This window comes from Microcoleus sp. B4-C2, assembly GCF_036705265.1.
Lineage (GTDB): Bacteria > Cyanobacteriota > Cyanobacteriia > Cyanobacteriales > Microcoleaceae > Microcoleus.
On the sequence record NZ_JAUBUB010000002.1, the window covers coordinates 64,436 to 88,193 of the forward strand.

Annotated in this window: 21 protein-coding genes and 4 pseudogenes; 11 read left to right on the forward strand and 14 right to left on the reverse strand. The window is 44.2% G+C overall.

From position 1 onward, the window contains the following. Positions 1 to 8: 8 nt before the first annotated feature. Positions 9 to 221 carry an Hfq-related RNA-binding protein gene (locus tag QUB20_RS01415; protein ID WP_333242579.1) on the reverse strand — a complete coding sequence of 71 codons (213 nt, stop codon included), beginning with the start codon at positions 219 to 221 and terminating at the stop codon, positions 9 to 11. Positions 222 to 533: 312 nt separating this feature from the next. Between QUB20_RS01415 and dapF the strand changes: the two genes are divergently transcribed. From dapF to QUB20_RS01440, 5 genes and pseudogenes are all read left to right on the forward strand, one after another. Further along, on the forward strand, positions 534 to 1,376 hold the full coding sequence (gene dapF / locus QUB20_RS01420; RefSeq protein ID WP_333242576.1) for a diaminopimelate epimerase: 843 nt from the start codon (positions 534 to 536) through the stop codon (positions 1,374 to 1,376). A gap of 344 nt (positions 1,377 to 1,720) precedes the next feature. Further along, entirely contained in the window at positions 1,721 to 1,885 is a 165-nt protein-coding gene (locus QUB20_RS01425; RefSeq protein WP_333291107.1) for a hypothetical protein, read from the forward strand. A gap of 61 nt (positions 1,886 to 1,946) precedes the next feature. Further along, positions 1,947 to 2,429 (forward strand): annotated as a pseudogene (locus QUB20_RS01430) (hypothetical protein); the annotation flags it as partial. Positions 2,430 to 2,645: 216 nt separating this feature from the next. Further along, the gene (locus QUB20_RS01435; protein ID WP_333242573.1) at positions 2,646 to 2,816 is read left to right on the forward strand and encodes a hypothetical protein; all 171 of its coding nucleotides are present in this window, start codon (positions 2,646 to 2,648) and stop codon (positions 2,814 to 2,816) included. Further along, positions 2,776 to 3,261 (forward strand): IS66 family transposase, encoded by a 486-nt coding sequence (locus QUB20_RS01440; RefSeq protein WP_333057287.1) that lies wholly within the window; start codon positions 2,776 to 2,778, stop codon positions 3,259 to 3,261. Before QUB20_RS01435 ends, QUB20_RS01440 begins: the two co-directional genes overlap by 41 nt. A gap of 219 nt (positions 3,262 to 3,480) precedes the next feature. Here the strand turns inward: QUB20_RS01440 and QUB20_RS01445 are convergent, their stop codons facing one another. From QUB20_RS01445 to QUB20_RS01460, 4 genes and pseudogenes are all read right to left on the reverse strand, one after another. Next, positions 3,481 to 4,515: a glycosyltransferase family 2 protein gene (locus QUB20_RS01445; RefSeq protein WP_333242570.1), complete on the reverse strand. Its 1,035-nt coding sequence runs from the start codon at positions 4,513 to 4,515 to the stop codon at positions 3,481 to 3,483. Positions 4,516 to 4,681: 166 nt separating this feature from the next. Continuing rightward, positions 4,682 to 4,780 (reverse strand): annotated as a pseudogene (locus tag QUB20_RS01450) (transposase); the annotation flags it as partial. A gap of 775 nt (positions 4,781 to 5,555) precedes the next feature. Next, positions 5,556 to 5,759, reverse strand: a complete 204-nt coding sequence (locus tag QUB20_RS01455; protein WP_333057284.1) for a hypothetical protein — start codon at positions 5,757 to 5,759, stop codon at positions 5,556 to 5,558. Between the two features lie 457 nt (positions 5,760 to 6,216). Continuing rightward, positions 6,217 to 6,477 carry a transposase family protein gene (locus QUB20_RS01460; RefSeq protein WP_333242567.1) on the reverse strand — a complete coding sequence of 87 codons (261 nt, stop codon included), beginning with the start codon at positions 6,475 to 6,477 and terminating at the stop codon, positions 6,217 to 6,219. Positions 6,478 to 6,717: 240 nt separating this feature from the next. Here QUB20_RS01460 and QUB20_RS01465 point away from each other — a divergent pair, with 240 nt between their 5' ends. Next, positions 6,718 to 7,860, forward strand: coding sequence for a hypothetical protein (locus QUB20_RS01465; protein WP_333242564.1), 1,143 nt, complete (start codon positions 6,718 to 6,720; stop codon positions 7,858 to 7,860). Positions 7,861 to 7,992: 132 nt separating this feature from the next. Here the strand turns inward: QUB20_RS01465 and QUB20_RS01470 are convergent, their stop codons facing one another. Both QUB20_RS01470 and QUB20_RS01475 read right to left on the reverse strand, forming a co-directional pair. Continuing rightward, positions 7,993 to 9,174: an aspartate aminotransferase gene (locus QUB20_RS01470; protein ID WP_333125020.1), complete on the reverse strand. Its 1,182-nt coding sequence runs from the start codon at positions 9,172 to 9,174 to the stop codon at positions 7,993 to 7,995. A gap of 99 nt (positions 9,175 to 9,273) precedes the next feature. Further along, on the reverse strand, positions 9,274 to 10,419 hold the full coding sequence (locus QUB20_RS01475; RefSeq protein WP_333242560.1) for an iron-containing alcohol dehydrogenase family protein: 1,146 nt from the start codon (positions 10,417 to 10,419) through the stop codon (positions 9,274 to 9,276). A 201-nt stretch (positions 10,420 to 10,620) separates the two neighbouring features. Here QUB20_RS01475 and QUB20_RS01480 point away from each other — a divergent pair, with 201 nt between their 5' ends. Then, a complete protein-coding gene (locus QUB20_RS01480) occupies positions 10,621 to 11,064 on the forward strand; it encodes a DUF29 domain-containing protein (protein ID WP_333242557.1) in 444 nt (147 codons plus the stop codon). A gap of 129 nt (positions 11,065 to 11,193) precedes the next feature. Here QUB20_RS01480 and QUB20_RS01485 read toward each other — a convergent pair whose 3' ends face one another. From QUB20_RS01485 to QUB20_RS01500, 4 genes are all read right to left on the reverse strand, one after another. Further along, a complete protein-coding gene (locus QUB20_RS01485) occupies positions 11,194 to 11,400 on the reverse strand; it encodes a DUF2281 domain-containing protein (RefSeq protein ID WP_333242554.1) in 207 nt (68 codons plus the stop codon). Between the two features lie 105 nt (positions 11,401 to 11,505). Beyond that, a complete protein-coding gene (locus QUB20_RS01490; RefSeq protein WP_333242551.1) occupies positions 11,506 to 13,626 on the reverse strand; it encodes a serine/threonine protein kinase in 2,121 nt (706 codons plus the stop codon). A 105-nt stretch (positions 13,627 to 13,731) separates the two neighbouring features. Next, a complete protein-coding gene (locus QUB20_RS01495; protein WP_333242547.1) occupies positions 13,732 to 15,417 on the reverse strand; it encodes a DNA repair helicase XPB in 1,686 nt (561 codons plus the stop codon). A 441-nt stretch (positions 15,418 to 15,858) separates the two neighbouring features. Continuing rightward, on the reverse strand, positions 15,859 to 17,724 hold the full coding sequence (locus QUB20_RS01500) for a hypothetical protein (RefSeq protein WP_333242543.1): 1,866 nt from the start codon (positions 17,722 to 17,724) through the stop codon (positions 15,859 to 15,861). Between the two features lie 523 nt (positions 17,725 to 18,247). On the opposite strand from QUB20_RS01500, the gene QUB20_RS01505 reads away from it, so the two are divergent. Both QUB20_RS01505 and QUB20_RS01510 read left to right on the forward strand, forming a co-directional pair. Then, a complete protein-coding gene (locus QUB20_RS01505) occupies positions 18,248 to 19,672 on the forward strand; it encodes an aspartate ammonia-lyase (RefSeq protein WP_333242706.1) in 1,425 nt (474 codons plus the stop codon). 172 nt (positions 19,673 to 19,844) lie between these two features. Further along, positions 19,845 to 20,171, forward strand: a complete 327-nt coding sequence (locus tag QUB20_RS01510) for a hypothetical protein (RefSeq protein ID WP_333057269.1) — start codon at positions 19,845 to 19,847, stop codon at positions 20,169 to 20,171. 863 nt (positions 20,172 to 21,034) lie between these two features. Here the strand turns inward: QUB20_RS01510 and QUB20_RS01515 are convergent. Both QUB20_RS01515 and QUB20_RS28580 read right to left on the reverse strand, forming a co-directional pair. Beyond that, positions 21,035 to 21,367: pseudogene (locus tag QUB20_RS01515) on the reverse strand (transposase); the annotation flags it as partial. Between the two features lie 21 nt (positions 21,368 to 21,388). After that, positions 21,389 to 21,922 (reverse strand): annotated as a pseudogene (locus QUB20_RS28580) (IS630 family transposase); the annotation flags it as partial. A 668-nt stretch (positions 21,923 to 22,590) separates the two neighbouring features. Here QUB20_RS28580 and QUB20_RS01520 point away from each other — a divergent pair. Next, positions 22,591 to 22,860 carry a glycosyltransferase gene (locus QUB20_RS01520; RefSeq protein ID WP_333242541.1) on the forward strand — a complete coding sequence of 90 codons (270 nt, stop codon included), beginning with the start codon at positions 22,591 to 22,593 and terminating at the stop codon, positions 22,858 to 22,860. Between the two features lie 210 nt (positions 22,861 to 23,070). Further along, positions 23,071 to 23,220, forward strand: a complete 150-nt coding sequence (locus tag QUB20_RS01525; RefSeq protein ID WP_445299364.1) for a glycosyltransferase — start codon at positions 23,071 to 23,073, stop codon at positions 23,218 to 23,220. A gap of 170 nt (positions 23,221 to 23,390) precedes the next feature. Here QUB20_RS01525 and QUB20_RS01530 read toward each other — a convergent pair whose 3' ends face one another. Beyond that, positions 23,391 to 23,744: a DUF1257 domain-containing protein gene (locus QUB20_RS01530; protein WP_006635781.1), complete on the reverse strand. Its 354-nt coding sequence runs from the start codon at positions 23,742 to 23,744 to the stop codon at positions 23,391 to 23,393. Positions 23,745 to 23,758: the final 14 nt, after the last annotated feature.

Here is a 23,758-nt window from a genome sequence, read left to right on the forward strand (position 1 = left end):
CCCTCTCCTCAGCCGTTGGGTTTGAGATAAGCAATTGCTGGCCGCGAGATCAGAATTTGTGTTTCTGACGGATCGAGGAGGCAAATGCAGCTATTATCCTGCCAAAAAATTCTGCCCGCTAGTGAGTCGCCGGTCAGGAGTTTGATCTCCACCTGTTGTTTGTCTTTGATGTAGCTTTGTATTAAGCGAACGCTGGGCAATCCGGTTTCAAATTCAGACATAGTTCAGAAAAATATAGTCAAATATTACCTTAAACCATATTCTTCTCTTTATACCGTTTAACCCTTACTGCCGCAACTACAAGCGCGTCTACTCTATGAGGGAGAAACCCATTGGCAGTTACTTTTCGACGAATATTCATTGAGCCATTGACATCAGCATTAATTACATATCCCTGTGGAGTTATAAATATTATATTTGTTTATATTTCAGTAGAAAGGACTATAAATTGCATAAAGTTTTATAATACTGGGAACTGGGTAATTTGGTAATCAAATTATCTAATCAGTTTTAACCAAAAGAGGTTTGTTTTTATGCCGATCGAGTTTGCGAAGTATCACGGACTGGGAAATGATTTTATTCTGATTGACAATCGCCACTCGTCAGAACCGGTGATCACGCCAGAACAAGCTGTGGATTTGTGCGATCGACATTTTGGGATTGGCGCAGACGGTGTGATATTTGCTCTTCCGGGTCAAAATAACACTGACTATACGATGCGGATTTTTAACTCCGACGGTTCGGAACCGGAAATGTGTGGCAACGGAATTCGCTGTTTGGCTAAGTTTATCGCGGATTTGGAAGGGTCAGAGGCGAAAACCCAGTACCGCATCCACACTCTGGCTGGTGTGATTAGCCCGGAATTGCGATCGGACGGTCAGGTTAAGGTGGATATGGGAGTTCCCCGGCTACTGGCTGCGGAAATTCCGACAACTTTGGCCGCACCGGATGCCAAAGTTATTGATGTGCCGATCGAAGTTGCTGATAAATCTTGGTCTGTTACCTGCGTCAGCATGGGCAATCCTCACTGTATTACTTTTGTAGAGGATGTTGCTGCTGTTGCTTTAGAAACTGTCGGGCCTCAATTCGAGCACAACAAAGCATTCCCGCAGCGTACCAATACGGAATTTATTCAAGTGGTACGTTCAGACTATGTAAAAATGCGGGTGTGGGAAAGAGGCGCGGGTGTTACTCTAGCTTGTGGGACTGGTGCTTGTGCTGCTGTGGTAGCTGGGGTGTTGGTAGGAAAGTGCGATCGGGCAACTGCGGTTGAACTCCCCGGCGGCGTTTTGGAAATCGAATGGGCAGAAGTTTCTGGGCGGATTTACATGACCGGGCCGGCACAGCGAGTATTTACTGGTTGTATGAGTGATTAGTCATTAGTCATCAGTCATTAGTCATCAGTCAGAAAGGATTTTTTGTTGAATTAACAAGCAATAAAAATTATTGAATTCAAAATTTTTATTGAATTCTGACCAATGCCTTCCGCCTTCACAAATCATATCATGTCCGGTCGAGCGACCGCGATTTTTGTAGGGGCCTGTGAGCCAACAATACCTGCCAATAATTGACGAGATCAAAAACCCGCCCCGACGGGGATATTATGGTTAATCGATCGGACATGATATGATTGCCTGCGGACTGAAGACTGAAGACTAATAACTAAGCCTAAAATATCATATCTAAAATCTAAAATCTAAAATTGAGTAGGTGGGCTGGCATGGCTGGAGGTATTTACAGCATATTCCATGTAGATGTGGTACACACAAGAAGAGCGATCGCCTGCTGTTTGATGCGTCGCCACCCGTCAATCTGTAAGTTTTATCGACCAATATTTCGCCGCGACGCACCCTACAGATTAACACCACACAATATAGCTTTATAGTGTACTTCATGAACCACCGAAGAGGCTGTATCTGATTCAGGACGACGACAGGCGGGTAGAAATGATGGAACAGCCCTACGACTCGGAAGACCAGTTACAAGACTTGCTAGTAACTTATCCTAATTTGATCGCGGGAGACCAAATCGATCGGGCGACGGCGCGGAGGTGGCTGTTAATTTCGCGGGAAGCTGCACCCAGCGATGAGGAAACAGCGGTGCAGTGGTCGCTAGATCATTTGTTTCTCGACCAAAATGCAGTTCCTACTTTGGTGGATGTCAGGCGAACTCCTAATGCCGAACTGCGGCAAAAAGTTTTGGGTCAGTCGATCGACTATGCTGCTAATGCGTTGGTTTACTGGCCGATCGATTCAATTATTGCTCTGTTTGAAGCTAATTGTCGCGATCGGGGTCGCGATCCCGAACAGATTTTTGAAGAGTTTCTCGGTGCAAATGCTAATGAAGACCTATTTTGGCAAAAGGTTAAAACTCATTTGCAAGCGGGTAAAGTTCGCTTAGTGTTTGTAGCTGACGAGATTTCCGCTGAGCAATAGAAAATAAATAACTTAGGATCGCGAATTAAATAATTTACACTCTTGAAAGTGGGTTGGGCCTAAGAGCCCGCCCTTTCTGGACGGGCGGGACGCCCATCCCACAAGAACCATCACGCATTCTAAGTTATTTAATTCTCATATCGTTTCCGGTTGCATCGGAATGATTTAACCGCAGAGGGCGCAGAGAACGCAGAGGGAGAGAATACAGAGATGAATAATTCCGATGCTACCGGATTTGATATCATTCCTAACGAAGTTCTCGCAGAACATCGTCCCGATATCTGGGTGTCAGATTTCTCCCGCGCTCAAAAAAATCACCCAGCACCACAATGGCAAGTGTGTGAGTGCACATCAACTGCGGGATTGCCAATATGCGATTGATGCTCTTGCCAGAATTTTTGCCCCAGCGATGAAGAGGTTATTATTAAGGGCTTTTATCATCCATCGGCAACGGGAGAATATGGATGATACTAGACTCTTGAGATATCGAATAAATTTACAGGAAAGATTAACCAAAATTTTGGATTTAGCACCACAGCATCCCGATGGTATACGGTTACGAAAACGTTACGGTGGGCTGATTGACAATTTATTTCTATTTCTGGAAGATGCGACAATTCCACCCACGAATAATAGTAGTGAACAGGCGATTCGGATGAGTGTGATATTTCGCCGTGTGACCAATGGCTTCCGTTCGGAATGGGGGCGAGATTTGTTTGCTGCCGTTCGTTCAGTTGTTAATACTGGCAAGCGTCCGGGTTTAACTGCTTATCAATCCATTCAACAAGCTCTCTCTACTGATGGCTCCCTTTTTTCCCCTAGTTGAGCAATTACAATTTTTGGTTGTTCATTGGTTGGATACCTTTGTTTATAAATCGATCTTTGTCAGTTTAGTTTTGAAGAAATTACTCGATCGGTTGCAGGTTTTTTGAGGTTCCGGTGTCGGGTGTAGAGGTTGGGGAGAAAACCCGCCTCTACACAGGACTCGGGATTACAGGGGAGAAGTACGTTCCAGAAAAAACCTGTTAAGTTGATGGTGGCTAACCTACTTAGTAGACTTAGCACTAATTCTAACTTGCTCCATTGATGGGCTTGATCTCTTGTATTCGATCAAGTTGCTGCGCTGTCCCAGCAAGCGACGCTGATGAAACTGAATCTGACCTTGCAATTGGGGAAATCTCCCGATCGCACAAGATATAGCATAAAGACCAGAATCCTTGGCTGGCAAATTCCGCTGCAACATCCGGCGGTAAATTCGGTAGGTAAGTATCGGGTAGCCGGCGAGCAACCACAGGCTCCACCCGTGGGTGAACCAGGCTGTGCCCAATGCTAGCACAGGCAGAACGAATCCCCAGAACCAGATGCTGGTGGTCTCTTTGACCCAGTGGCGATCGGGGGTGTTTCCGTGCAGCCAGGAACCCTCGGCGTAGGCGTGACCGGCTCTTTGAGAACGTTTCCACCACTGGGTAAAACTTGTCATTTGGGCGTCGTGCAGGGTCATTTCTGCATCTAAGCGCTCGATTTTCCAGCCGTTTTGACGCAGCCGCACGCAGAGTTCTGGTTCTTCGCCAGCAATGAGTGCAGGGTTGAAACCGCCGACTTGCTCGAACGCCGCGACGCGCATCATCGAGTCGCCGCCGCAGGCTTTGGCTTCGCCGACAGGCGTGTCCCACTCGATGTCGCAGAGTCGGTTGTATGCTGTGGCGTTGGGAAATCTTTCGCGCCGGCGCCCGCACACTACGGCTACGTCGGGTTTGGCTGTGAGTTCTTGCTGGGCGAGTTCGATCCATCCGTCAACCAATTCGCAGTCGCCGTCTACAAATTGGACAAATTCGATGTCTGGTGATAGTTTCAGCAAGCGAGCAAAGCCTTCGTTTCTGGCGCGTGCTGCAGTAAACGGTATAGATAAGTTTAGTTCTACTGTATCGGCTCCGATCGATCGGGCTAACTCTAGGCTACCGTCTGTTGATCCGGAATCGACATACACGACGCGGGCAACTTTGTCTGTGGCCGATACTAGGCACTGGCGCAGGCGCGGCCCTTCATTGCGTCCGATCGCCACTAATCCAACTTGTTTCAAGTCTTACCTCTTAAATTCCACTCGCGAGCTGTTATTTTAATATTTTAGCGACACTCAAGGTAAGTTCACAATATCTTTATATTGTAACTTCTATGGAGCTACGCTTTTCGGTGTTAGACTGCCTCTAGCTTATTCAGTTCTTCTGGAGTCAACACGATCAGCAAAACTAATCAGAAAAGCAAGCTAATAGCCTCGCCAGAAAGTTATCAAAGTTGACAAATCCATAAGCTTGCCGCTTAATCAACTTGATTCGGTTGTTAATTCCTGCTCTACAGAACCTAGTATTTCAAAAAGTTAATAATCTTATAAAAATTAACTATAAAATATAAAAATTAGGCGGTGTAAAAGCAATTATATATTCACTTACAGCTATTTTTGTGATTATTTAATAAGTTGAGACATTACACAAGTTGTCATAAACATTATACTTAGAATATGGTAAACTCATCTAAATTAATTGGACAAAAAAGTGAGTTTGTGCATTACTAAATAACTAAAAAAACATTCGGAAAATTCTTAACTTTAACCCCAGTGAAGCAGATTCAATCAAAACTTTAAGAATTTATAAAATTTAAAAATACGGATAAATTTCACAAGAGATGGGTGTTATCTTTTAAGCGTTAGCTGGCAAAGTTTAAAATTTGAAATCAATAATTATCCATTCCCGCTCGATAGCGTTCCATTTTTAGACTTTGTGCCGGAAGTTTTTTCTTGTTGCAGTATATTTACGGCTAGCCTCCGATTGAAGTGCAAAATTTACGGGAGAGTTCTGTTTCATAATCCAGCTTTTATATTCACAAAATGTAACATCAAGCGTCCAATATAAGCTATTTTTAATGCCCCAGTGACTGCGGCTCGCCCCAGCAATTGTCTCAGCATTACTGCTGAAACTACTAAGCGTAAAAACGAGCTTATGTGGTGGTTTTATTCTACAATCTTTGTTCACTAACTATCATGACAACTGTTTTTGATCCCGTCCATAATGCTTGATTATGCAGAGGTGGTAACTCGGATAAATCCACATTCCCGACTTGTCTTTGTTACACTCGGTGATGTCCTGCTTCTACTTGTTCATGTTCATAATAATCATACTTTTTTCCTAAATAATCTGCTTCTTGAGCTACTTCAAACCACTCTTTCACGGCTTTGTATAAAAGTTGTTGATTGCCTTTGAAAGCTAAAATATAATCTTCTTTTTTCTTAAAAATCAGAGATATTATATTTTTTTGATAACAGCCGATCATCTATAGTTATTACACTTCCGGCAATTTATAACATTTCTATTAATTCCGCAATCGCTGTCATTAGATTTTAGATTTTAGATTTTGGCTTTACCCCACGGATAAATTCGGGGGCTTGAGGATTTTCGATTTTAGATTTTGGATTGATTGCACGGATAAATCACGTGGCGGGTACCATCAAGAAATTCTTGGTCATTCCATTAGATTTTTTATGTTTTTTTTTTCTAAAACCAATTGATGAAATGAAGACTAGCTTGTAACTATATATATCGCTTTTTGCTGGCTATTTCGGTCATATAATTGTTTTATTGTTTCGCCATCAATGAAGGGCGATCGCGTTTAGTTCTAATTCCCCGACTATGGCATTTACCCAAGTCAAAAAACATTCTTCAAACTATTGTGGTTCAATTCGGAAAAATACCCGACTAAATGTGTCATGAGATGGTATGCGATTCGGTAATTATAGAAAGCTTTTTAACCATTCATATTTGGCATTACCTAGGCTTCTATTGCCACCCATCCGTCTGCACCGCGTCTGGACAGCTAGAATCGCAATCGATCTAATATCTTTAAGTAAGTGTTCTTTACTTCTTTCTATTCTTGGATCTTTATAGTTGCGAAAATGCTCTAAAAAAATATTACTTAAAAGATTCATTGAAGGTGGTAATGAATCTGTTTGTTTTTGTTGGGAAGTTACAGCTTTACTAAAACCTCTTGCCATTGATAGCACCAATAAACTACAATCAACGACATGAAAATTTAGTCAGATTTAATTGTAGCATATTTTGGGTGAAAGTTAAGATGTGTTTACCCTGTCTCAAAAACCCGCCCCGACGGGGATATTATGGTTAATCGATCGGACATGATATCATTGGCTGCGGAATGAAGACTAAAGACTAATAACTAAGCCGGAAATCTCAAATCTCAAATCTCAAATCTAAAATTAAGTAGGTGGGCTGGCATGGCTGGAGGTATTTATCTGATTCAGGACGACGACAGGCTGGTAGAAATGATGGAACAGCCCTACGACTCGGAAGACCAGTTACAAGACTTGCTAGTAACTTATCCTAATTTGATCGCGGGAGACCAAATCGATCGGGCGACGGCGCGGAGGTGGCTGTTAATTTCGCGGGAAGCTGCACCCAGCGATGAGGAAACAGCGGTGCAGTGGTCGCTAGATCATTTGTTTCTCGACCAAAATGCAGTTCCTACTTTGGTGGATGTCAGGCGAACTCCTAATGCCGAACTGCGGCAAAAAGTTTTGGGTCAGTCGATCGACTATGCTGCTAATGCGTTGGTTTACTGGCCCATTGATTCAATTATTTCTCTGTTTGAAGCTAATTGTCGCGATCGGGGTCGCGATCCCGAACAGATTTTTGAAGAGTTTCTCGGCGCAAATGCTAATGAAGACCGATTTTGGCAGAAGGTTAAAACTAATTTGCAAGCGGGTAAAGTTCGCTTAGTGTTTGTAGCTGACGAGATTTCCGCTGAAATGCGCCGAGTTGTGGAATTTCTCAACGAACAAATGGACCCGGTTGAAGTTTTGGCCCTGGAAATTAAGCAGTATGTAAGTGAAGACGGTTTGAAAACGCTGGTTCCCAGAGTGATCGGTCAGACAGCAGAAGCACAGCAGAAAAAATCCAGCGCAACCCGCGAAAGAAGGCGCTGGGATGAATCTTCATTTTTTGCCGAAATCAAAGCTAGACGAGGCGCGGACGAGGCGCAAATGGCAAAAGCAATTTACCTTTGGGCAAAAAGTCAAGAACCCGAAGTTCAAATCCACTGGGGAACGGGGGATGCCTACGGCGGTTTCGCCGCTCAATTGCCTCAAAAGGGAAGAAAACCTTATCAGTTATTCACTGTAGATATTGCTGGCAGAATGGAGATTTCTGCTAACAATTACGGTTCTCAGCCGCCGTTTAATGCGGAACAAAATTGGCTGGAATTGAGAAGTAAGCTGAGTGCGATCGGTCTGTCGCTGCCTATAGAACCAGGTGAGAGAAGGTCGCCGAGTCTGGCTTTGTTTACTTTGCAAGACGAATCTGCCCTCAAGCAAGTTATGGAAACTTTTGATTGGGTTATTCAGCAAATTAAAACCTTATAGTCATTAGTCAGTAGTCATTAGTCCTTGGTAGTTAATAATTGGTTACGATCGCCAACAAATAACAAATAACCAATAACAACTAACAACCCACCAATAACCAATAACCAATAACAACTGACTAATGACTACTGACTAATAGCGAATGTTTGCTTGTTTCAAGCGTCGCAATGCTTCTCCCAGCCGATCGCAATCTGCAATCAAACTAATTCTCACATATCCTTCGCCGCCCGGCCCAAAAGCATTGCCAGGAGTCACCACAACACCCGTTTGCTGCAAAACATTGAGGGCAAAATCAGTCGAGCTCATGCCGCGAGTGCAGGGAACCCAAAGATACATTGCAGCGAGAGGTTTAGGAATATTCCACCCTAATTCTGCCAATCCTTCCACCATGAAATCCCGGCGAGTCCTGTAACGATTCTGCACTTCGTGCAAGTAACTATCCGGCAATTGCAGTGCTGTTTCTGCTGCTGTTTGCAAGGCGGAAAATATACCGTAATCTAGGTTAGTTTTTAAGGTCCGCAAACCTTGAATAATCTTGCTGTTTCCTACTACAAAACCGACTCGCCAGCCGGCCATATTGTAGGTTTTGGACATGGTGTGAAATTCGACACCGATTTCTTTACCGCCGGGAATTTCTAATAAACTTGTCGGTTGATAGCCGTCAAAGGCTAATTCCGCATAACACAAGTCGTGAACCAGCAAGATTTGATGTTTGTGTGCGAAAGCAACAATATCTTTGTAAAATTCGCGGGGTGCAGTTGCTCCAGTCGGATTACTGGGATAATTGAAATAGAGTATTTTGGCTTGTTCGGCTACGCTGTCGGGAATGTCGGCTAAGTCAATTACCCAGTCGTTTTCTGGTTTGAGAATGATGTTGTGAACTTTTGCACCGGCGATAATTGGGCCGCGAAATAATACGGGATAAGCAGGACTTGGTACTAATATTAAGTCCCCTGGATTGATATAGGCGATCGCAAAATGTGCTAAACCTTCTTTAGAACCCAACAAAGGCAATGCTTCGCTTTCTGGATCGAGTTCAACATTGTAGCGACGGCTGTACCATTTAGTAATAGTACGGCGGAAACTGGCAGTTCCTTCAAAAGGTGGATAGCCGTGATTTGCAGGATTTTGGATGGCTGCGACGGCGGCTTCTACTACTGGTTGAGGAGTGGCACCGTCGGGGTTTCCCATTCCTAAGTCTATTAAATCGAGTCCTTGTTCGCGGGCGCGGGCTTTGAGTTCGTCGAGACGGGCAAATACGTAGGGCGGTAGTTTTTGCAACCTGTCAGCAGGGGTAATCCAATCCAAGGTCATTTATTTTTTGTCAGTTGTCAGTTTTCGTGGTTTGTAGTAAGGACTTTCGTCCTTGCTAGCACAGCCTTTTCAGGACTTTAGTCCTTACTACAAACTGTTTTAATTCTTAATCTTTAATTCTCCCACAGGTGCGGTGGTAGAAACCATCGCTGCCATTAATTGTTGGGGAACAACTTTAAAAGGCAGTCGGTGGATGTCGGAATTAGGATTGCAGGCTATGTCGGCGGCGCGCTGCAATTCTGCTATGGTAATGTCTCCGAGTCCGAGGTTGTCTAAAGTTTGGGGTAATCCAATCTCGGCGTAGAATTTTAGCAGTTGCTGTCTGGCGCTAGCGGCGAGTTGATTGTTTTGCAGCATTTCTTCTAGTCGCAGTTGTACTAAAATGCCGTATGCGACTTTTTCGCCGTGCAATGTGCCGTGACTTGCTAATAGATGAGTTAGGCCGTTGTGGACGGCGTGGGCGGCGACGGTGCGACATTGAGCACCACCAATTCCGCCGATTACTCCTGCTAGCAATACGGCTGCATCTGTGACTTCTTGCCAGGTTTCGCTACCGGGTTCTTTGAGGGCGGCGGCTGATTTTTGGAATAAAATATCGCGCAGTATTCTAGCTTGTTGGACGGCGGAAATGATCAGGGTTTGTTCGGAGTGTCCGCTGCTGACTGATGCTTCGTACCATTTGGCGATCGCATCTCCAATTCCTGCTATTAATGTCCGCTGCGGTGCGGTTTGAATCAAACCGTAATCGAGTATTAATAAGTCGGGACATCTGGCTAATGTGACATCGTATTGGAATGCACCTTGTTCTGAATAAATGTTAGAAAGGGCTGTCCAAGCGGCACAGGTGGCGGCTGATGTCGGTATTGTGACGATCGGGATTTTGCACTGATAAGCGACGAGTTTGGCTGCGTCTAAGGCTTTGCCACCGCCGACACCGATGATGAAATCGGCTTGATGGGTTTGGGCTGCTTCGCGGAGGATTTCGAGGCTGGTTTCGCTACAATCCTTGCCGTATAATGTTTCGGCGGATTTTAACTGCTGCTGTTCGAGGATTGGTTGCAGGTACGGTTGGGCGGCGGCGAGGGAGTTGCTGCCGCCGACGATTAGCGGCCGCTTTCCGAAACGGGCGATCGCATCTCCGGCTTGTGCTAAGGCCGATCGACCCCGCAATACACAGGCGGGAGCAATTGTCAAGGAATAAATTGCAGTTGGGGTGGCGGTTTTAGTGCTTTGGGTTTGAGTCATCGAACCACTGGATAAGTGACGAGAAGGTTGACGCTTTGCAGGATTGCTGGATTTTCTAGGATAACTCTAATCTATGCGGAAATGGTAAGTTTTATAAAGTTTTTATTAAGTATTGTTGGGCTGTTGGGGGATGGGAGGACCCAGTTGAGGGGCGATCGGTATGATAAATTTAGGAATATAAGCAAATTCAAGGATAGGGCAATGCTGACTAAACAAGATTGGGACTGGTTAGCAGTGTGTTCTCATTATCAAACGGCTGTCACAGTCCAGACACTTCTCAAAGAAGGAAAATCTATGGAAGCAACGGCAGGTTTAGAATCTTTAATTGAAGCAATGGGAAGAACCGAAAAACGAGCATTAAAAAGCCAGTTAATTCGTTTAATGCTTCATATTATTAAATGGAAAAATCAACCTGAAAAACGAACAGCTAGCTGGGCTATTAGTATTCGTTCGGCGCGGCGAGAGATTGAAGAAAGTCAAGAAGAAATGCCGCGTTTAAATCGTGATTTTATTGAGTCTATCTGGGAGAAATGTTTTCAAGTTGCGGTGAAAGATGCCGAGGATGAAATGGGTAAAAAATGTCAATTAACCTCACTTGCTTGGTCTGAAGTTTTTGAGGATGAATATAGTTTTGAGACTTTTTGAATTCTGTCATCCTCCCAGTCTTCGCCATCAAGTACCGAAAACTCGGTTAATTCAGGATATGTCAAAAAATCTTCGGCTGTAGCAGGTATAAATGGTGCTAGTATTTTATGGCGTTCTGCTATTGGCAGGCTAGCAATTTCTCGCTTGTGATAGCTTGAGAGTAGGTGCGGTTGTTGACGAACTGTTAGACTCAGAACTTTCGCTGGATAACTGCTTTTTCTGATCAGCTTTTTGCACGAGAAATTGTGCAAAGTCGAGCATTTCTTGTTGTTTCTCCCTTGGCAACTGTCGCAGATTCTCTAACACTGCTTGCTCAAAATTAATTGTTTCTGACATTTCAATTACTTTCCCTAAGCGTTTATCGGTTTATTTCTCACGCAGTCAAGTTTTGTAGTTCCCTGTTTGCAAATCCTGCCCTAATTTTTATCTTTCCCTGTTAGTTCATCCATCACACCGCCAAATCTTGATACTCCCACCATTACTGCCACTAACCAGAGTGTTTCCATCCGGGCTAAAACTGACCGAATTAACCTTGTTTGAATGCCCTGTGAGAGTGCGATTTTCCTGTCCGGTTTTCAGATTCCAAAGCTTGATAGTATTGTCATTACTTCCACTTGCAATAATTTGTCCCTCCGGGCTGATGGCAAGGGAAAAAACCCCGTGTGAATGCCCTGTTAGAGTGCAAATTTCCTGTGTGGTCTTCAGATTCCAAAGTTTGATAGTCTTGTCTCCACTACCACTAGCAAGAATTTGTCCATCCGGGCTGAAGGCGACAGAATAAACTGACTCTGAATGCCCAGTAAAAGTGCAAATTTCCTGTCTGGTTTTCAGACTCCACAGTTTTATAGTTTTGTCCCAACTGCCACTAGCAATATTTTCTCCATCCGGGCTGATAGTGACAGACATAACCAGGTTTGAATGTCCAGTGAGAGTGCGGATTTCCTGTTTGGTTTTCAGATTCCACAGTCTGATAGTATGGTCACCACTGCCGCTAACAAGAGTTTCTCCGTCTGAACTAAAAGCAAGAGACCGAATTAAACCTGAGTGACCCTTGAGAGTGCTAATCTCTTGTCCAGTTTCCAGATTCCACAGCTTAATTTGTTGGTCAGAACTTCCACTAGCTAAAATTGTTCCATTAGGGTTAATGGCAACGCAATAAACCGCACCTGAATCCGCAGAAAAAGTACGAATCAGCTCTCCTGTATGGAGATTCCAAAGTTTGCTGCAATTTCCACTGCTGTTACTAGCAAAAGTCTTGCCATCTGGACTAATAACTACGCAATCAACAGATGACATAGCTACGCCATTAAGAGTTTTTACACATTTGAAGGAGTAAGCTTTTCTAATGATTTTTTCTTCTATTTGTTGTTGGCGTTGAGCTTCAGCTTTGGCAGATTCTTCTATTTGTTGTTGGCGTTGAGCTTCAGCTTTGGCAGCTTCTTGAGATTGACGTTCAGTCTCTACTTGCTCAATCAGCTTTTTCAACTCCTGTTCATACAGTTCTCGCTGTCGCCCCTGAATATCCTGAAGAATATCAAAATAAGGTTTCACCCATTCTTCTGCCAACCCATTTTGAGCCAATTCATCCTTTAACTTAAATAATAAAGGTTCATAGCCAGGGTCAATATTGAGATAATACAAATCTGCTAAAAATCCCGCAAGTAACTTGTGAATTGCCACAATCAACTGCCGAATCATGCGTAGGGCTTTTTTCTCACTTACTCCAGATGCTAAAAGTGCATCTTTTGCCTCTTCCCACTCAAAAACTTTGGTAGAAAACAGGGAGACTTCCTGACTATTCAGGAATCCCCAAAAGCCGACGCGAAAAGTTACGGCATAGTCGCTGATATCGCTATATAAAATTGTAGTAGGAACCGGAGATAAAATTCGCTGCAAGCGTTCCACATCAATATCACCAATCGACTCAGTGAAATAATCGCTATAAAACTTAACTGGGCGTAAGACATCCTGTTGAGGATAATGCTGTCTGAGAAAATCTCCCACACTTCTCATCTCAATGGGCAAATCTTCACAAAAGGTTTCCGGGCATCGCTTGCTAATTTTGGGCGGTGATAGTAAGATTAAGAGGCGATGTTGCTGCTGAAGTAAAATCTGCTTAGTTTCCTCTCGATTCAACTTAGAAAACCAAGTATCTTTATCCCAAATTGTTTGAATTTCAGCCAGCTTGATCTGAATATCCTTTGCTTGCAATTCCCGCATCAAATCCCGCTGCAAGGCTGCCAGCTTCAGTCTGTCTTCCTTTTCCTGTGCTTGCAACTCAAGGCGGCGTGCTGTTTGTGCTAATGTCAGGTTTAACAATTCGTTATCTCTGGCATCTTTCGCTTTGACGTATTCGAGCAGTTCTTGGGAATAACTCTGTTTTGCTTGCTCTATCTCAGTCGAATCTGAGAATATCTGATTGGGATCGGGAATCAGAAATTCGAGCCACTGTTGAGATTTATTGCCGAGGGTTTCTCCTAGTTTGTGACCGATATTTCTGGCGATGGGTGACAGCACTTCCGAGATTAAGGGACCGAGAGCGAGGATTGCTTTTGCGAACATAAATGTGGGTGAGGATGCGGTTATTAATAGTGTAGCAACTTGTTGAGATGAAAAAAGCAACTACAAGCGCGTTAATACTGTAAGAGGTCTATTATGCAAAGCTGACTACACATCTTTTTGAACTTCTATGCGATAGTTGTAGCCCTGTTCAGTCAGAAACAGTTGGCGGTGTCGGGCAAAATCTTCCTCGCAAGTTTGTAGCGATACTAATGTATAAAAACTCGCAGTATGTCCATCGGATTTCGGGCGGAGAATTCGTCCGAGGCGCTGCGCTTCTTCTTGGCGAGAACCATACTTTCCCGATACTTGAATCAACACATCGGCATCGGGTAAATCGACGGCAAAATTGCCCACGCGAGATAGAATTAATCCGGGAATTTCTTTGTGACGGAATGCTTCGTATAACCGATCGCGATCTGCCTGTTTTGTCTTCCCCGTAATCAGAGGCAATTCGGTAATTTTGGCGATCGCATCCAACTGTTCGAGATACTCACCAATAATTAAAATACGGTGTCCCGCTTCCTTTTGCAACAAACTTTGCACCACATCCAACTTAGCTGGATTTTCCGCAGCAATCCGAAACTGGCTGCGGCGGGGCGCTAGGGCATATTCCATTTTTTCCGCCTCATTTTGCGCGACGCGGATTTCCGTACAATTGGCAGTGGCAATAAATCCCTGTCCTTCCAATTCGCGCCAAGGTACGTCATAGCGCTTGGGCCCAATCAATGTGAAAACATCGCCTTCTTTCCCGTCTTCGCGAATCAATGTCGCAGTTAAACCTAACCTGCGCCGTGCTTGTAATTCAGCAGTGATCCGAAATATCGGTGCAGGTAATAGATGGACTTCATCATAAATAATTAGTCCCCAGGATTGGGCGTTAAACAACTCGAAATGCGGGAATTCATCATCTTTATTCGATCGATAACTTAGCATTTGGTAAGTCGATAGGGTGACAGCAGCCGTCTGTTTGGTGACACTGCTGTACTCAGCGATCGCATCCTCAGTTAAACTCGTTTTGTCTAATATTTCCCTGCGCCACTGGTGCACTGAAGTCAAACTGCTGGTGAGGATGAGTGTCTTTTGCTTTACCAAACTCATCGCTAACATCCCGACTATCGTTTTACCAGCCCCGCAGGGTAGGACGATCGTCCCACTGCCACCTTTTACGTCCCCATCCTGATAGAATGCTTCTGCGGCTTTGTGTTGATAAGCACGCAAATTAAAGGGCAAGTCCGCTAAAGTTCGATCGCGCAAAGAAATCCCTAATTCGGCACCCTCCACATATCCAGCCAAATCTTCTGCCGGATAGCCCACCGCTAGTAAAGCTTGCTTGAGTACGCCGCGATTCCCGGCATCGACTTGAAAGCAAAGATCGGAGATGCGCTTCCCCAACATTGGTTTAACGCGATCGTCCCGTACCAGCAATTCCGCTAGGGGAAAATCGGCAATTCGCAGTTGTAAATCGGGGTTAGCCGCATCGATTCTTTCAATTACAGTTAATCCATACCGCGCCCCCAACAGTTCAATTTCCTGCGCTACGGACTCAGGAATGGGATACTTGGCATATTTTCGCAAAGCTGCGATCGCCTCTTCAACTGGCATTCCCGCCGCCCGCGCATTCCACACGCTGAGGGGCGTGATGCGATAGGTGTGGATGTGTTCGGGACTTTTGATTAATTCGGCAAAGGGGGCGATCGCTTCTCGCGCCTGTTGTGCTGTGGGGGCGTGAACTTCTAGTAAGATCGATCGATCGCTTTGCACGATCAAAGCATTTTCGGGAACATAATTCATAAGAAGAAGGAATGCACTACACGGATTAACACGGATACACGGATTAATTATTAGGCTTGTCTCAAATGCGATCGGGAAGAAGGAAACTATTTTAGATACTTGTAGGAGTGAAGCAGTCGGGCGATTGTCCCTGCAATAAATTTCAGGATTTGTATGCGACTGCTTCACCCTGGCGCGAGTGCGATCGATACCACCTTACATCTTGAACCATTCTCAAGAACAGGCAAGATGCCTGTTCCACAAAGAATTAATTTCTTGTGGGGTGGGCATCCTGCCCGCCCATAAAAGCCTTATTGAGAATGGTGCAACATCTCAGATATAACAACCGCCAAGGCGGCGCCGGACGATATCGATTGCTGAAACATGAGCTCTGATTACGTCTGCCTCCTGCCTCCTGCCTTCTGCCTCCTGCCTCCTGCTATACCACCGGACAATATCTTACTATTTATCCCGCTGGGGTAAGACGTAGCCGATCTGCCGCAGGGCGTTGCGAAACTTAGTTTCCTGGGATAATGGAACTGCTAAAGTGCGATCGCCCGCTAGCTGACAGAATTTTTTGGTACGGGAATCATTGGCAATCAACACTGCTAAATGGGGGCTAGCACATTCGATTAACTTGGCAGTTCCTAAGTCTTGCAAACTATTCGATCGTTCTGTAACATCCGTCAGAAATTGCTGTACAGTTTCGGGTAGCGGTTCGATACTTCTTGTCTCTAAAACTTCTTTAAATTCTGCTAGCGGGTATCCGGCTTCAATGGCGGTAAATAGCTTTTGTCGATCGAGTTGCCAGACGACATCTGAAACTTTTTTAGCATAGAGATCGAGGACGATCGCATCTGATGCCGCAATGCCTTCTCCTGCTACAACAATATCTAAATTGGGCAGTACGCGGAGTGTTTGACTGAACTCAATTGCTGGTGGGGTGTAATTGTCAGTCAATCCCAAACAGTAAGCCCCCAAAGCTGTCAGGCGAAAAGAGATTAAGCCGTCGTAGCGGCTGAGAAATCTCAAATCGTCCGTTCCCCAAAGATCGTCAAAATCGCTGGGTAGGAGGGACGGATCGGCATAGGCAACATCAATTATTCCCAGGGTAGCAACATACTCAAACAACAGGCAGCGCATATATCTTTCTTGCAGAATATGCCAATCGTGACTGCCCGAATATCCTAAGTTACCATACCCAAATTCAGAAATATAGAGATTGTCGGGATCGCGGGTTACTTCAAACCGATTCCCCGTTGCCAACATATACCTGCTAAATTCGCTAAACAGAACCCATTTACCAACAGGACATTCTGCTAGCCTTGAGGCGATCGCCTCTCTCCGCCCCACCACCGCTGTCATGCCGCGCGCGCCCTTGCCGGTTTGTCCTTTAATCGCATCAATCCGGCGAAATTCATCAAAAGTGTTTGTTTTTAACCAGCGCTTCCATGCTGTCTGCAATCCTTTGGCAGGTGATTCTTGCAAAGCTTTCTGTCCCGCTTTGGTCAAAACAAGCTTTTTGCCGGATAGTTCGGCGAATTTGCTCCCTTGGGCGATCGCGGCCCAAGCAAAGGATTTGATGTTACCAACCTCGTAGAATATATCGCCCTTTTCCAAGGTAGCTTGGCGCTGTTCGTCGTTATAAAAATCACCCCCTTGCAATACGGCGGCGATCGCTTTCAGAGTTGCGGCACCAGGTAATGCGGTTTTCTCACTAACGGCAACTTTGCCCGACTGAATCAGACGCAAAACTGCTTCCAAATCCTTTGGGGCTGCCCGTTCCATTTCAAAAATTGTCAAAGGAAGTTCGTACTCGGATACCTCTGTTTGAGATGTACGAAAGTTAGGTTTTTCTACACGAACCATAAAATTATCTGGCAGTACATCCCCAACCAGATTTAAGGGAGTTGCTTGAGGTTTTGGCACAAACTTCAGCAATTTTTCTTCCAGATCGTAGGGTATCGCAGTGCCGTAGAAGAACAAGCATAGTAGGGATGGTTCTCGGTTGTATCCATAGCGATCGCTCTTTCCCCAGTCTGGTTGTTGTCCGTATTTCGCCATAAATACATCGGCATCATAGCCACCACCTGACCCATGTATAACTTCCGCTACGGCCGCTTTTTGCAAATCGTCTAATTGCGCCCAAACTTGCTTAAGTTTTTCTCCCTGCATTTGCTGTTTAATCCCAGCAACCAGGTCAGCTTTTCGGGTTAATTTGCGATCGCCCGACAGCAGTGCATTCAGTTTTTTTAAATCTTCAACAATTATTCCTTCGAGTGCCTCTTGGAGGGTAGGAACATCATCTATGGTTTGGTAACGCGGCATAATTTTTGGCAATTCGCCTGCTGCAAAATTGTTTGTGCTACCAAATATAACAACTTTCCCCGATTTGTAATTTGAATTTTTGTGACAAAAATTCAAATTCTGGTTTAATATTTATTTTTAAGCACGCAAATTTATCTGCTCAAGTACAGAAGGAGGCGTTCTAAACAACTCGGAATTACACAACTATTCTTGCACACTTTTAGGTAAATAATCTTAATTTAAGATTTGAGATTTGAGATTTAACTCGGAGTGTGAGATAATTATTTACAATCGTGAGCGAAAGCATCCAGGATACAAGCCCCCGGATTCATCCGTGGAGAAATAAAAAACCTGTATCCGATAAACTTGCCCCCCCAGTTTATCCGTGGGGTCAATGCTTCAATTCTTTAATCGAAAATCGAAAATCGAAAATCGAAAATCGATTGACTTGTATTTTACTGAGTCCGCCGACGCGGTAAAACAGCAGTGGCAGTCAGCATTCTTAAAAAAAATCCCAATTCCTAATTCTCACAAACCAGACGATATGACTCAAAAGCCAACCGCAACCTATCGCACCGAAAGCGACTCGATGGGAGACAAACAAATCCCATCTAATGTCTATTATGGCATCCAAACTCTAAGGGCTATTGAAAATTTCCCCATTAGCGGCATTAAGCCTTTATCAACATACGTTGATGCTTGTGTTTTAATTAAAAAAGCAACGGCGATCGCCAATGGCGAACTCGGCTGCATTCCAGAAGACATCAGTCAAGCCATTGTCCAAGCAACAGATGAAATCCTAGCTGGCAAATTGCGCGATCAATTTGTAGTTGATGTCTACCAAGCCGGCGCCGGAACTTCTCACCACATGAACGTTAATGAAGTTCTTTCAAATCGCGCTTTGGAAATTATGGGCGATGAAAAAGGCAATTACAAGCGCGTTAGTCCTAACGATCATGTAAACTACGGTCAATCGACAAATGATGTGATTCCGACGGCGATTCGGATTGGCGGATTGTTGGCATTAGAAAAAACTCTGTTTCCGGCTTTGTCGGATGCCGTAGTCGCCCTAGAAAACAAAGCCGAAGAGTTCAAAGATATTGTTAAATCCGGCCGCACTCATATGCAAGATGCTGTGCCCGTTCGACTCGGCGACACCTTCGGCGCTTGGGCGCAAATTCTCAGAGAACATACCTTGAGAATTGACAGGGCATCCGATGATTTGACATCCCTGGGATTGGGGGGAAGTGCGGCAGGAACCGGGTTAAATACTCATCCTGAATACTGTCAAAAAGTTGCTGAAATTCTCTCCGAATTAATCGACCAACCCCTGAAACCAGCAAAGCATTTAATGGCAGCTATGCAGAGTATGGCACCGTTTGTAAATGTGTCCGGTGCACTGCGAAATCTCGCTCAAGATTGCGTTAAAATGTCCCACGACTTGCGTTTGATGGACTCCGGGCCGAAAACGGGTTTGAAAGAAATTCAACTGCCTCCTGTGCAACCTGGTTCGTCCATTATGCCGGGAAAATACAATCCTGTGATGGCAGAAATGACATCGATGGTTTGTTTTCAAGTTATGGGTTACGATAGCGCGATCGCCCTTGCCGCCCAAGCAGGACAATTAGAATTAAACGTGATGATGCCCCTGATTGCCTACAATCTCATTCACAGCATCGAAATTTTGGGCAATACCATCAGCGCTTTGACTACACAATGCCTCGCCAAAATTGAAGCTAAGGGCGATCGGTGTCTCGCTTATGCTGAAGGTAGTCTCGCCCTCGTTACCGCCCTCAACACTCACATCGGCTATCTCAACGCCGCCGCCGTCGCCAAAGAATCTCTAGAAACCGGCAAATCTTTGCGGCAAATTGTGCTAGAACGGGGTTTAATGAGTGCAGAAGACTTGGCAAAAGTTCTAGATTTAGAGAAAATGAGTGCGATGCCAACATCTTCTGCTAACGTATAGGATCTCGCAGGAATCAGCTATAAACTAGAAGGCTGAACTCGATTTAATTCTGCCTTCAGTCTTCTGAGTTCTGCCTCAGCCCTGTCACAGGTTAAAGTTAAACAATTCAGAATTCAAATTTTTTAGATTTAATTCTGATTTTTTTATAGTCTAAAGTTGGGGAGCAAAATTTATGCGCGCAGGTTCTTTTGCCAAATTAACTCAAGATAAAGAGAACACAACTCAAGTGACATTTCATTATGTGGAAGGTCAGGCTGAAACTTTCACTATTCCGATACCTGCACAAGAACTACAAGAAGAACTGCTGAATTTGTTAAATCAACCTTGGTTGACTTTCCATTTAGCCGATCAAACGGTTTTTATCTGCACAGCCAGGGTGGTAAAAGTAGAAGTAAAACCTGCTATCCCTGAACTGCAAGGTCAAGGAATATTCTCTAACTCGCTGCGAGTTAGTACCATGCAGCGGGCTGCATCTGGTAGATTGCCGATGAATAGTTAGGGTTCATTTGTATTGAGATGATTCTTGATAACGCAGGCGCATATCACCCTGGTTAGGGTGTTCCGTGCCTGCGTTACATTGAGCTTAAGCTGAAGTGCATTGGGAGCATCTCAATGAAAGCAGGCAAGCTAGAAATTGGAGTTTTGAGGCAGGAGTTTTGAGGCAGGAGGGAAGAGGGAAGAGGAAGAAGGAAGGACCCAGAAGAAGTGTTTTTACAAATATGAGATGCTCCCAGTGCATTTAAATTGTATAGTCAAATTTAAAAAAAGTCTTGTGGGGAGTAGGGTTTGGCACTCTTAGCCCGCCCCAAAAATACAATTTAGATGCCCAACAGCTTAGACCTATTGTAAAATAATTTTATGATATAATGAAACATTTTGCTTGAGTTAATTGAATCCCAACTCGTAACTTATTTTCACTCTTGTCTTGCCATAGACAGGATAAGATGCTAGAAAGTTCTGTTGTCATTACACAATAAGTAAATCACGAAAAATCAATCTTATATAAATTTGCAATCTTGTCAATTTCCACGTTGATTTGGTATCAACATTCAAACCCTCAAAGCAATAGTTAACGCCAAGGGTGAACTTTGCTGTAGAAAATAATAAAGACAGAAGAGGACTTCGCACCATCCTAACTTTCGAAGAAGAGGTCTTAGTCGCCTTGGAATATTGGCAACAATATCGAACATATTTTGGTATTTTTTTTTGTAAAGGACAGAGAAAAACAATCGATATTGTTATGCAATCCCCATTTTTTTTCTGACTTGTTGGTTAGATTCGTGGATGACGTTCCAGATTGCCCCGATCTGATTTTATAGCTTTTTCGAGAATGATAATGTTTTTTTCACTAATACCAATTCACTATGAACCTGCACTTAATATAGCTTCAAGGATATAGTCCCAACCACAGAGAGATAAAACTTCTTCATTCGTGAGAGATTTGATAATTATATCTACCTGTTCTTTGAGTTTATCTAAACTCGAATAATTTTCCCACTTGAGGTCTTTTTTTGTAGGTTCCCACAATCTTTCAATCGGATTCAATTCAGGACTATAGGCAGGTAAATATATTGGCATTACATGGTCATGCCAGTCTAATAAGAGAGCTTTATGAAAGCTACCATTATCCATGATAATTAGATTGAAATAGTCTGAGTATTTTTCAGCAAATCCATGTAAAAACTCTTGAAAGCAGTTGTGATTGAGCTGAGAAAATTATTGATAATATTGTTCACCTGTTGATGGCTCTACAACTCCATACACATAGAAGTTTCCTCGCTTCCATTGCTCTTTCCCGACGGGTTTTATCCCCTTCAATGTAATCATCCTACCCTGCATAGTAATCAATCCAAATCTACTCTCGTCCTGACACCATATCCTTACAGGCTGTCCTGTCCCGAAATATTTAATCATTACTTTGATAATCTCCCACAGTTTTTTTTTGAAGTTTGTCTGTGCAACTTCGTTCACCTTATTGCTTTGGGGTCTTGGGACTTTGAGGTAAGATTTTAATTTATAATGAACTAGGTCATGTACGACTTTATAGCTCACTTTGATTCCGCATTCTTTTTCTAGCCATATCTGTAATTTGCCATAACTTGTTTCCCCCTCTGGCTCTTGCAGTTTTTTGATTAATTTTTCTCTAACTTCGGGCGGTATATGTGGAGTCTTACCGGGAGCTTTTTTTACTGTGAGTAATGAGGTAATTCCACCTTGTTTGTAAGCTCTTAACCAACGATATATTGTTGATTCGTCTCGATCGGTGCATCGTGGCTAATTCTTCTCTTGTTTTGATTTTTTTGGTGGCAATTCAGTATAATAGCAGTAATTTTTCTTTACTTACTGCGGTTATAGCCCGTTCGAGTCGATGCTCTAGTTCCTCAACCGTTTCCTGGATTTCTACCTTAAATTTGTTGCCCATATTGCATCTCCTCTACTTTTAGCCTACATGAGCGTGTACCTTCATAAGCTGTTCTACATTTAAACTGTGTGTCAAAAATCAATAAAACTCTTGTGGGACGGGCTTCTAGCCTGTCCAGATTTTCCAATTTAAATGCGTAACAGCTTAGTGAATTGGTATTAATACAAAGCGGTATAATTATAACGTGATTAAGAATAACCATCCACGTGTTGAAATAATTTAATAAGGTGAAACTCCTTTCTTTGGTTCGTCTCAGCTTGACTGTAGCCTGACCAAACAAGCAATAGTGAATTATTGAGCGTACCTATCTGGCGTTGTGATGGACTCTGAAAGCATAAACAAACAAACAAAGTATACGCAAGGCTTGGATTTGTCCAATCGCTGAGTGGGTAGAGGTGCATTGATAACGCCTTTGAAAGTCCCTTTGTGGTCTTAATCAAGAATCCCCCCGATTCATCGGTGGGGAGTATCAATTTTCCCCCCTCAATCCGCCTATGTGCCAGTTGATGGTGCCGAATGTGGGTTGGAAATCATCGGTGATGGGCAAATCCGAGGGGAACTCGAAGCTCAAACAGCTCGCTTCGGCATCGACAGCAGCGTTGTATTTAGTGGCTGGCTGTCTCAGGGGGAGTGCGCTCTCAAAATGCAACAAGCTCATGCAATGGTTTTCCCCAGTGTGCGGGAATGCGGCGGGGCAGTGGTGATGGAGGCAATGGCAGTGGGCTTACCCGTCATAGCAACGAACTGGGGCTGCCCGGCAGATTAGGAATGAGAATTAAATAACTTACAATGCGTGATGGTTCTTGTGGGATGGGCGTCCCGCCCGTCCAGAAAGGGCGGGCTATAAGCCCAACCCCTACTCCCCACTTTCAAGAGTGTAAATTATTTAATTCGCGATCCTTATCTGAATTCCACTTGCGGTATTTTAGTAGAACCCACTTCCAGAGAAGGCTTTGTCAAGGGACTGACAGATGCGATGCTCAAGCTCGCTCAGTCACCAGAATTGCGGCAGAGTATGGGTTGTGCGGGACGGGAACGAGTCCGGCAGTATTTTGATTGGGAACGCAAAGTCGATCGAATACTTGAAATTTATCAACAAACGATCGACGATTGCCCCAAGCATTAGGTAGCCGAGCATTAAAGCATAAAGCAGCAGCTTTCAGGTTGAAAGCTGCTGCTTGGGGGTGCTAAAAAAGTATGTGGCGGCCCCAAGACCCCCCTCTACCTCCTAGCGATCTAAAAACGGGTTAACCCGTTTGTTTGGTTAACCCGCGAGCTTGGAAACATGCAGATCAATTAGTTTTGCACTACCAGCTTAACGTTGGCATTTTGCAAACCGCGCTGCTTGACTGCTGCCAAGGTCTTGTTAACTGCGTACTTCTGGTTGATAGAGTTGATTAACTCTGTTTGATTGTGTTTTTTGGCGACGCCCCAGAGGTCGGCAATCAGGTCAAAAGAACCATCGCTATTGCGAGACCAACCCAGGTCATATTCGCCTTCGAGAATCGCCACGATGTCGGAGCGAACGCGCTGACCGTTATAGCCACGAACATCAGCTTCTGACTTGACTGAAATGCCCAAGTCGCGCAGGGAAGCTTTCAGGATTTCGGCATCGGTGATTTTGGTACGCAGTGTGCTAAAGTGAGACATTGGATTTCCTCCTA

Coding starts and splice junctions, on each gene's coding strand:
- QUB20_RS01475 (WP_333242560.1), bottom strand. CDS start 10,419: ATGACTCAAACCCAAAGCACTAAAACCGCCACCCCAACTGCAATTTAT.
- QUB20_RS01485 (WP_333242554.1), bottom strand. CDS start 11,400: ATGTCAGAAACAATTAATTTTGAGCAAGCAGTGTTAGAGAATCTGCGA.
- QUB20_RS01510 (WP_333057269.1), top strand. CDS start 19,845: ATGCGCGCAGGTTCTTTTGCCAAATTAACTCAAGATAAAGAGAACACA.
- QUB20_RS01455 (WP_333057284.1), bottom strand. CDS start 5,759: ATGATCGGCTGTTATCAAAAAAATATAATATCTCTGATTTTTAAGAAA.
- QUB20_RS01495 (WP_333242547.1), bottom strand. CDS start 15,417: ATGAATTATGTTCCCGAAAATGCTTTGATCGTGCAAAGCGATCGATCG.
- QUB20_RS01460 (WP_333242567.1), bottom strand. CDS start 6,477: ATGGCAAGAGGTTTTAGTAAAGCTGTAACTTCCCAACAAAAACAAACA.
- QUB20_RS01425 (WP_333291107.1), top strand. CDS start 1,721: ATGGCTGGAGGTATTTACAGCATATTCCATGTAGATGTGGTACACACA.
- QUB20_RS01435 (WP_333242573.1), top strand. CDS start 2,646: ATGAATAATTCCGATGCTACCGGATTTGATATCATTCCTAACGAAGTT.
- QUB20_RS01480 (WP_333242557.1), top strand. CDS start 10,621: ATGCTGACTAAACAAGATTGGGACTGGTTAGCAGTGTGTTCTCATTAT.
- QUB20_RS01490 (WP_333242551.1), bottom strand. CDS start 13,626: ATGTTCGCAAAAGCAATCCTCGCTCTCGGTCCCTTAATCTCGGAAGTG.
- dapF (WP_333242576.1), top strand. CDS start 534: ATGCCGATCGAGTTTGCGAAGTATCACGGACTGGGAAATGATTTTATT.
- QUB20_RS01500 (WP_333242543.1), bottom strand. CDS start 17,724: ATGCCGCGTTACCAAACCATAGATGATGTTCCTACCCTCCAAGAGGCA.
- QUB20_RS01465 (WP_333242564.1), top strand. CDS start 6,718: ATGGCTGGAGGTATTTATCTGATTCAGGACGACGACAGGCTGGTAGAA.
- QUB20_RS01415 (WP_333242579.1), bottom strand. CDS start 221: ATGTCTGAATTTGAAACCGGATTGCCCAGCGTTCGCTTAATACAAAGC.
- QUB20_RS01470 (WP_333125020.1), bottom strand. CDS start 9,174: ATGACCTTGGATTGGATTACCCCTGCTGACAGGTTGCAAAAACTACCG.
- QUB20_RS01530 (WP_006635781.1), bottom strand. CDS start 23,744: ATGTCTCACTTTAGCACACTGCGTACCAAAATCACCGATGCCGAAATC.
- QUB20_RS01505 (WP_333242706.1), top strand. CDS start 18,248: ATGACTCAAAAGCCAACCGCAACCTATCGCACCGAAAGCGACTCGATG.
- QUB20_RS01525 (WP_445299364.1), top strand. CDS start 23,071: ATGCTCAAGCTCGCTCAGTCACCAGAATTGCGGCAGAGTATGGGTTGT.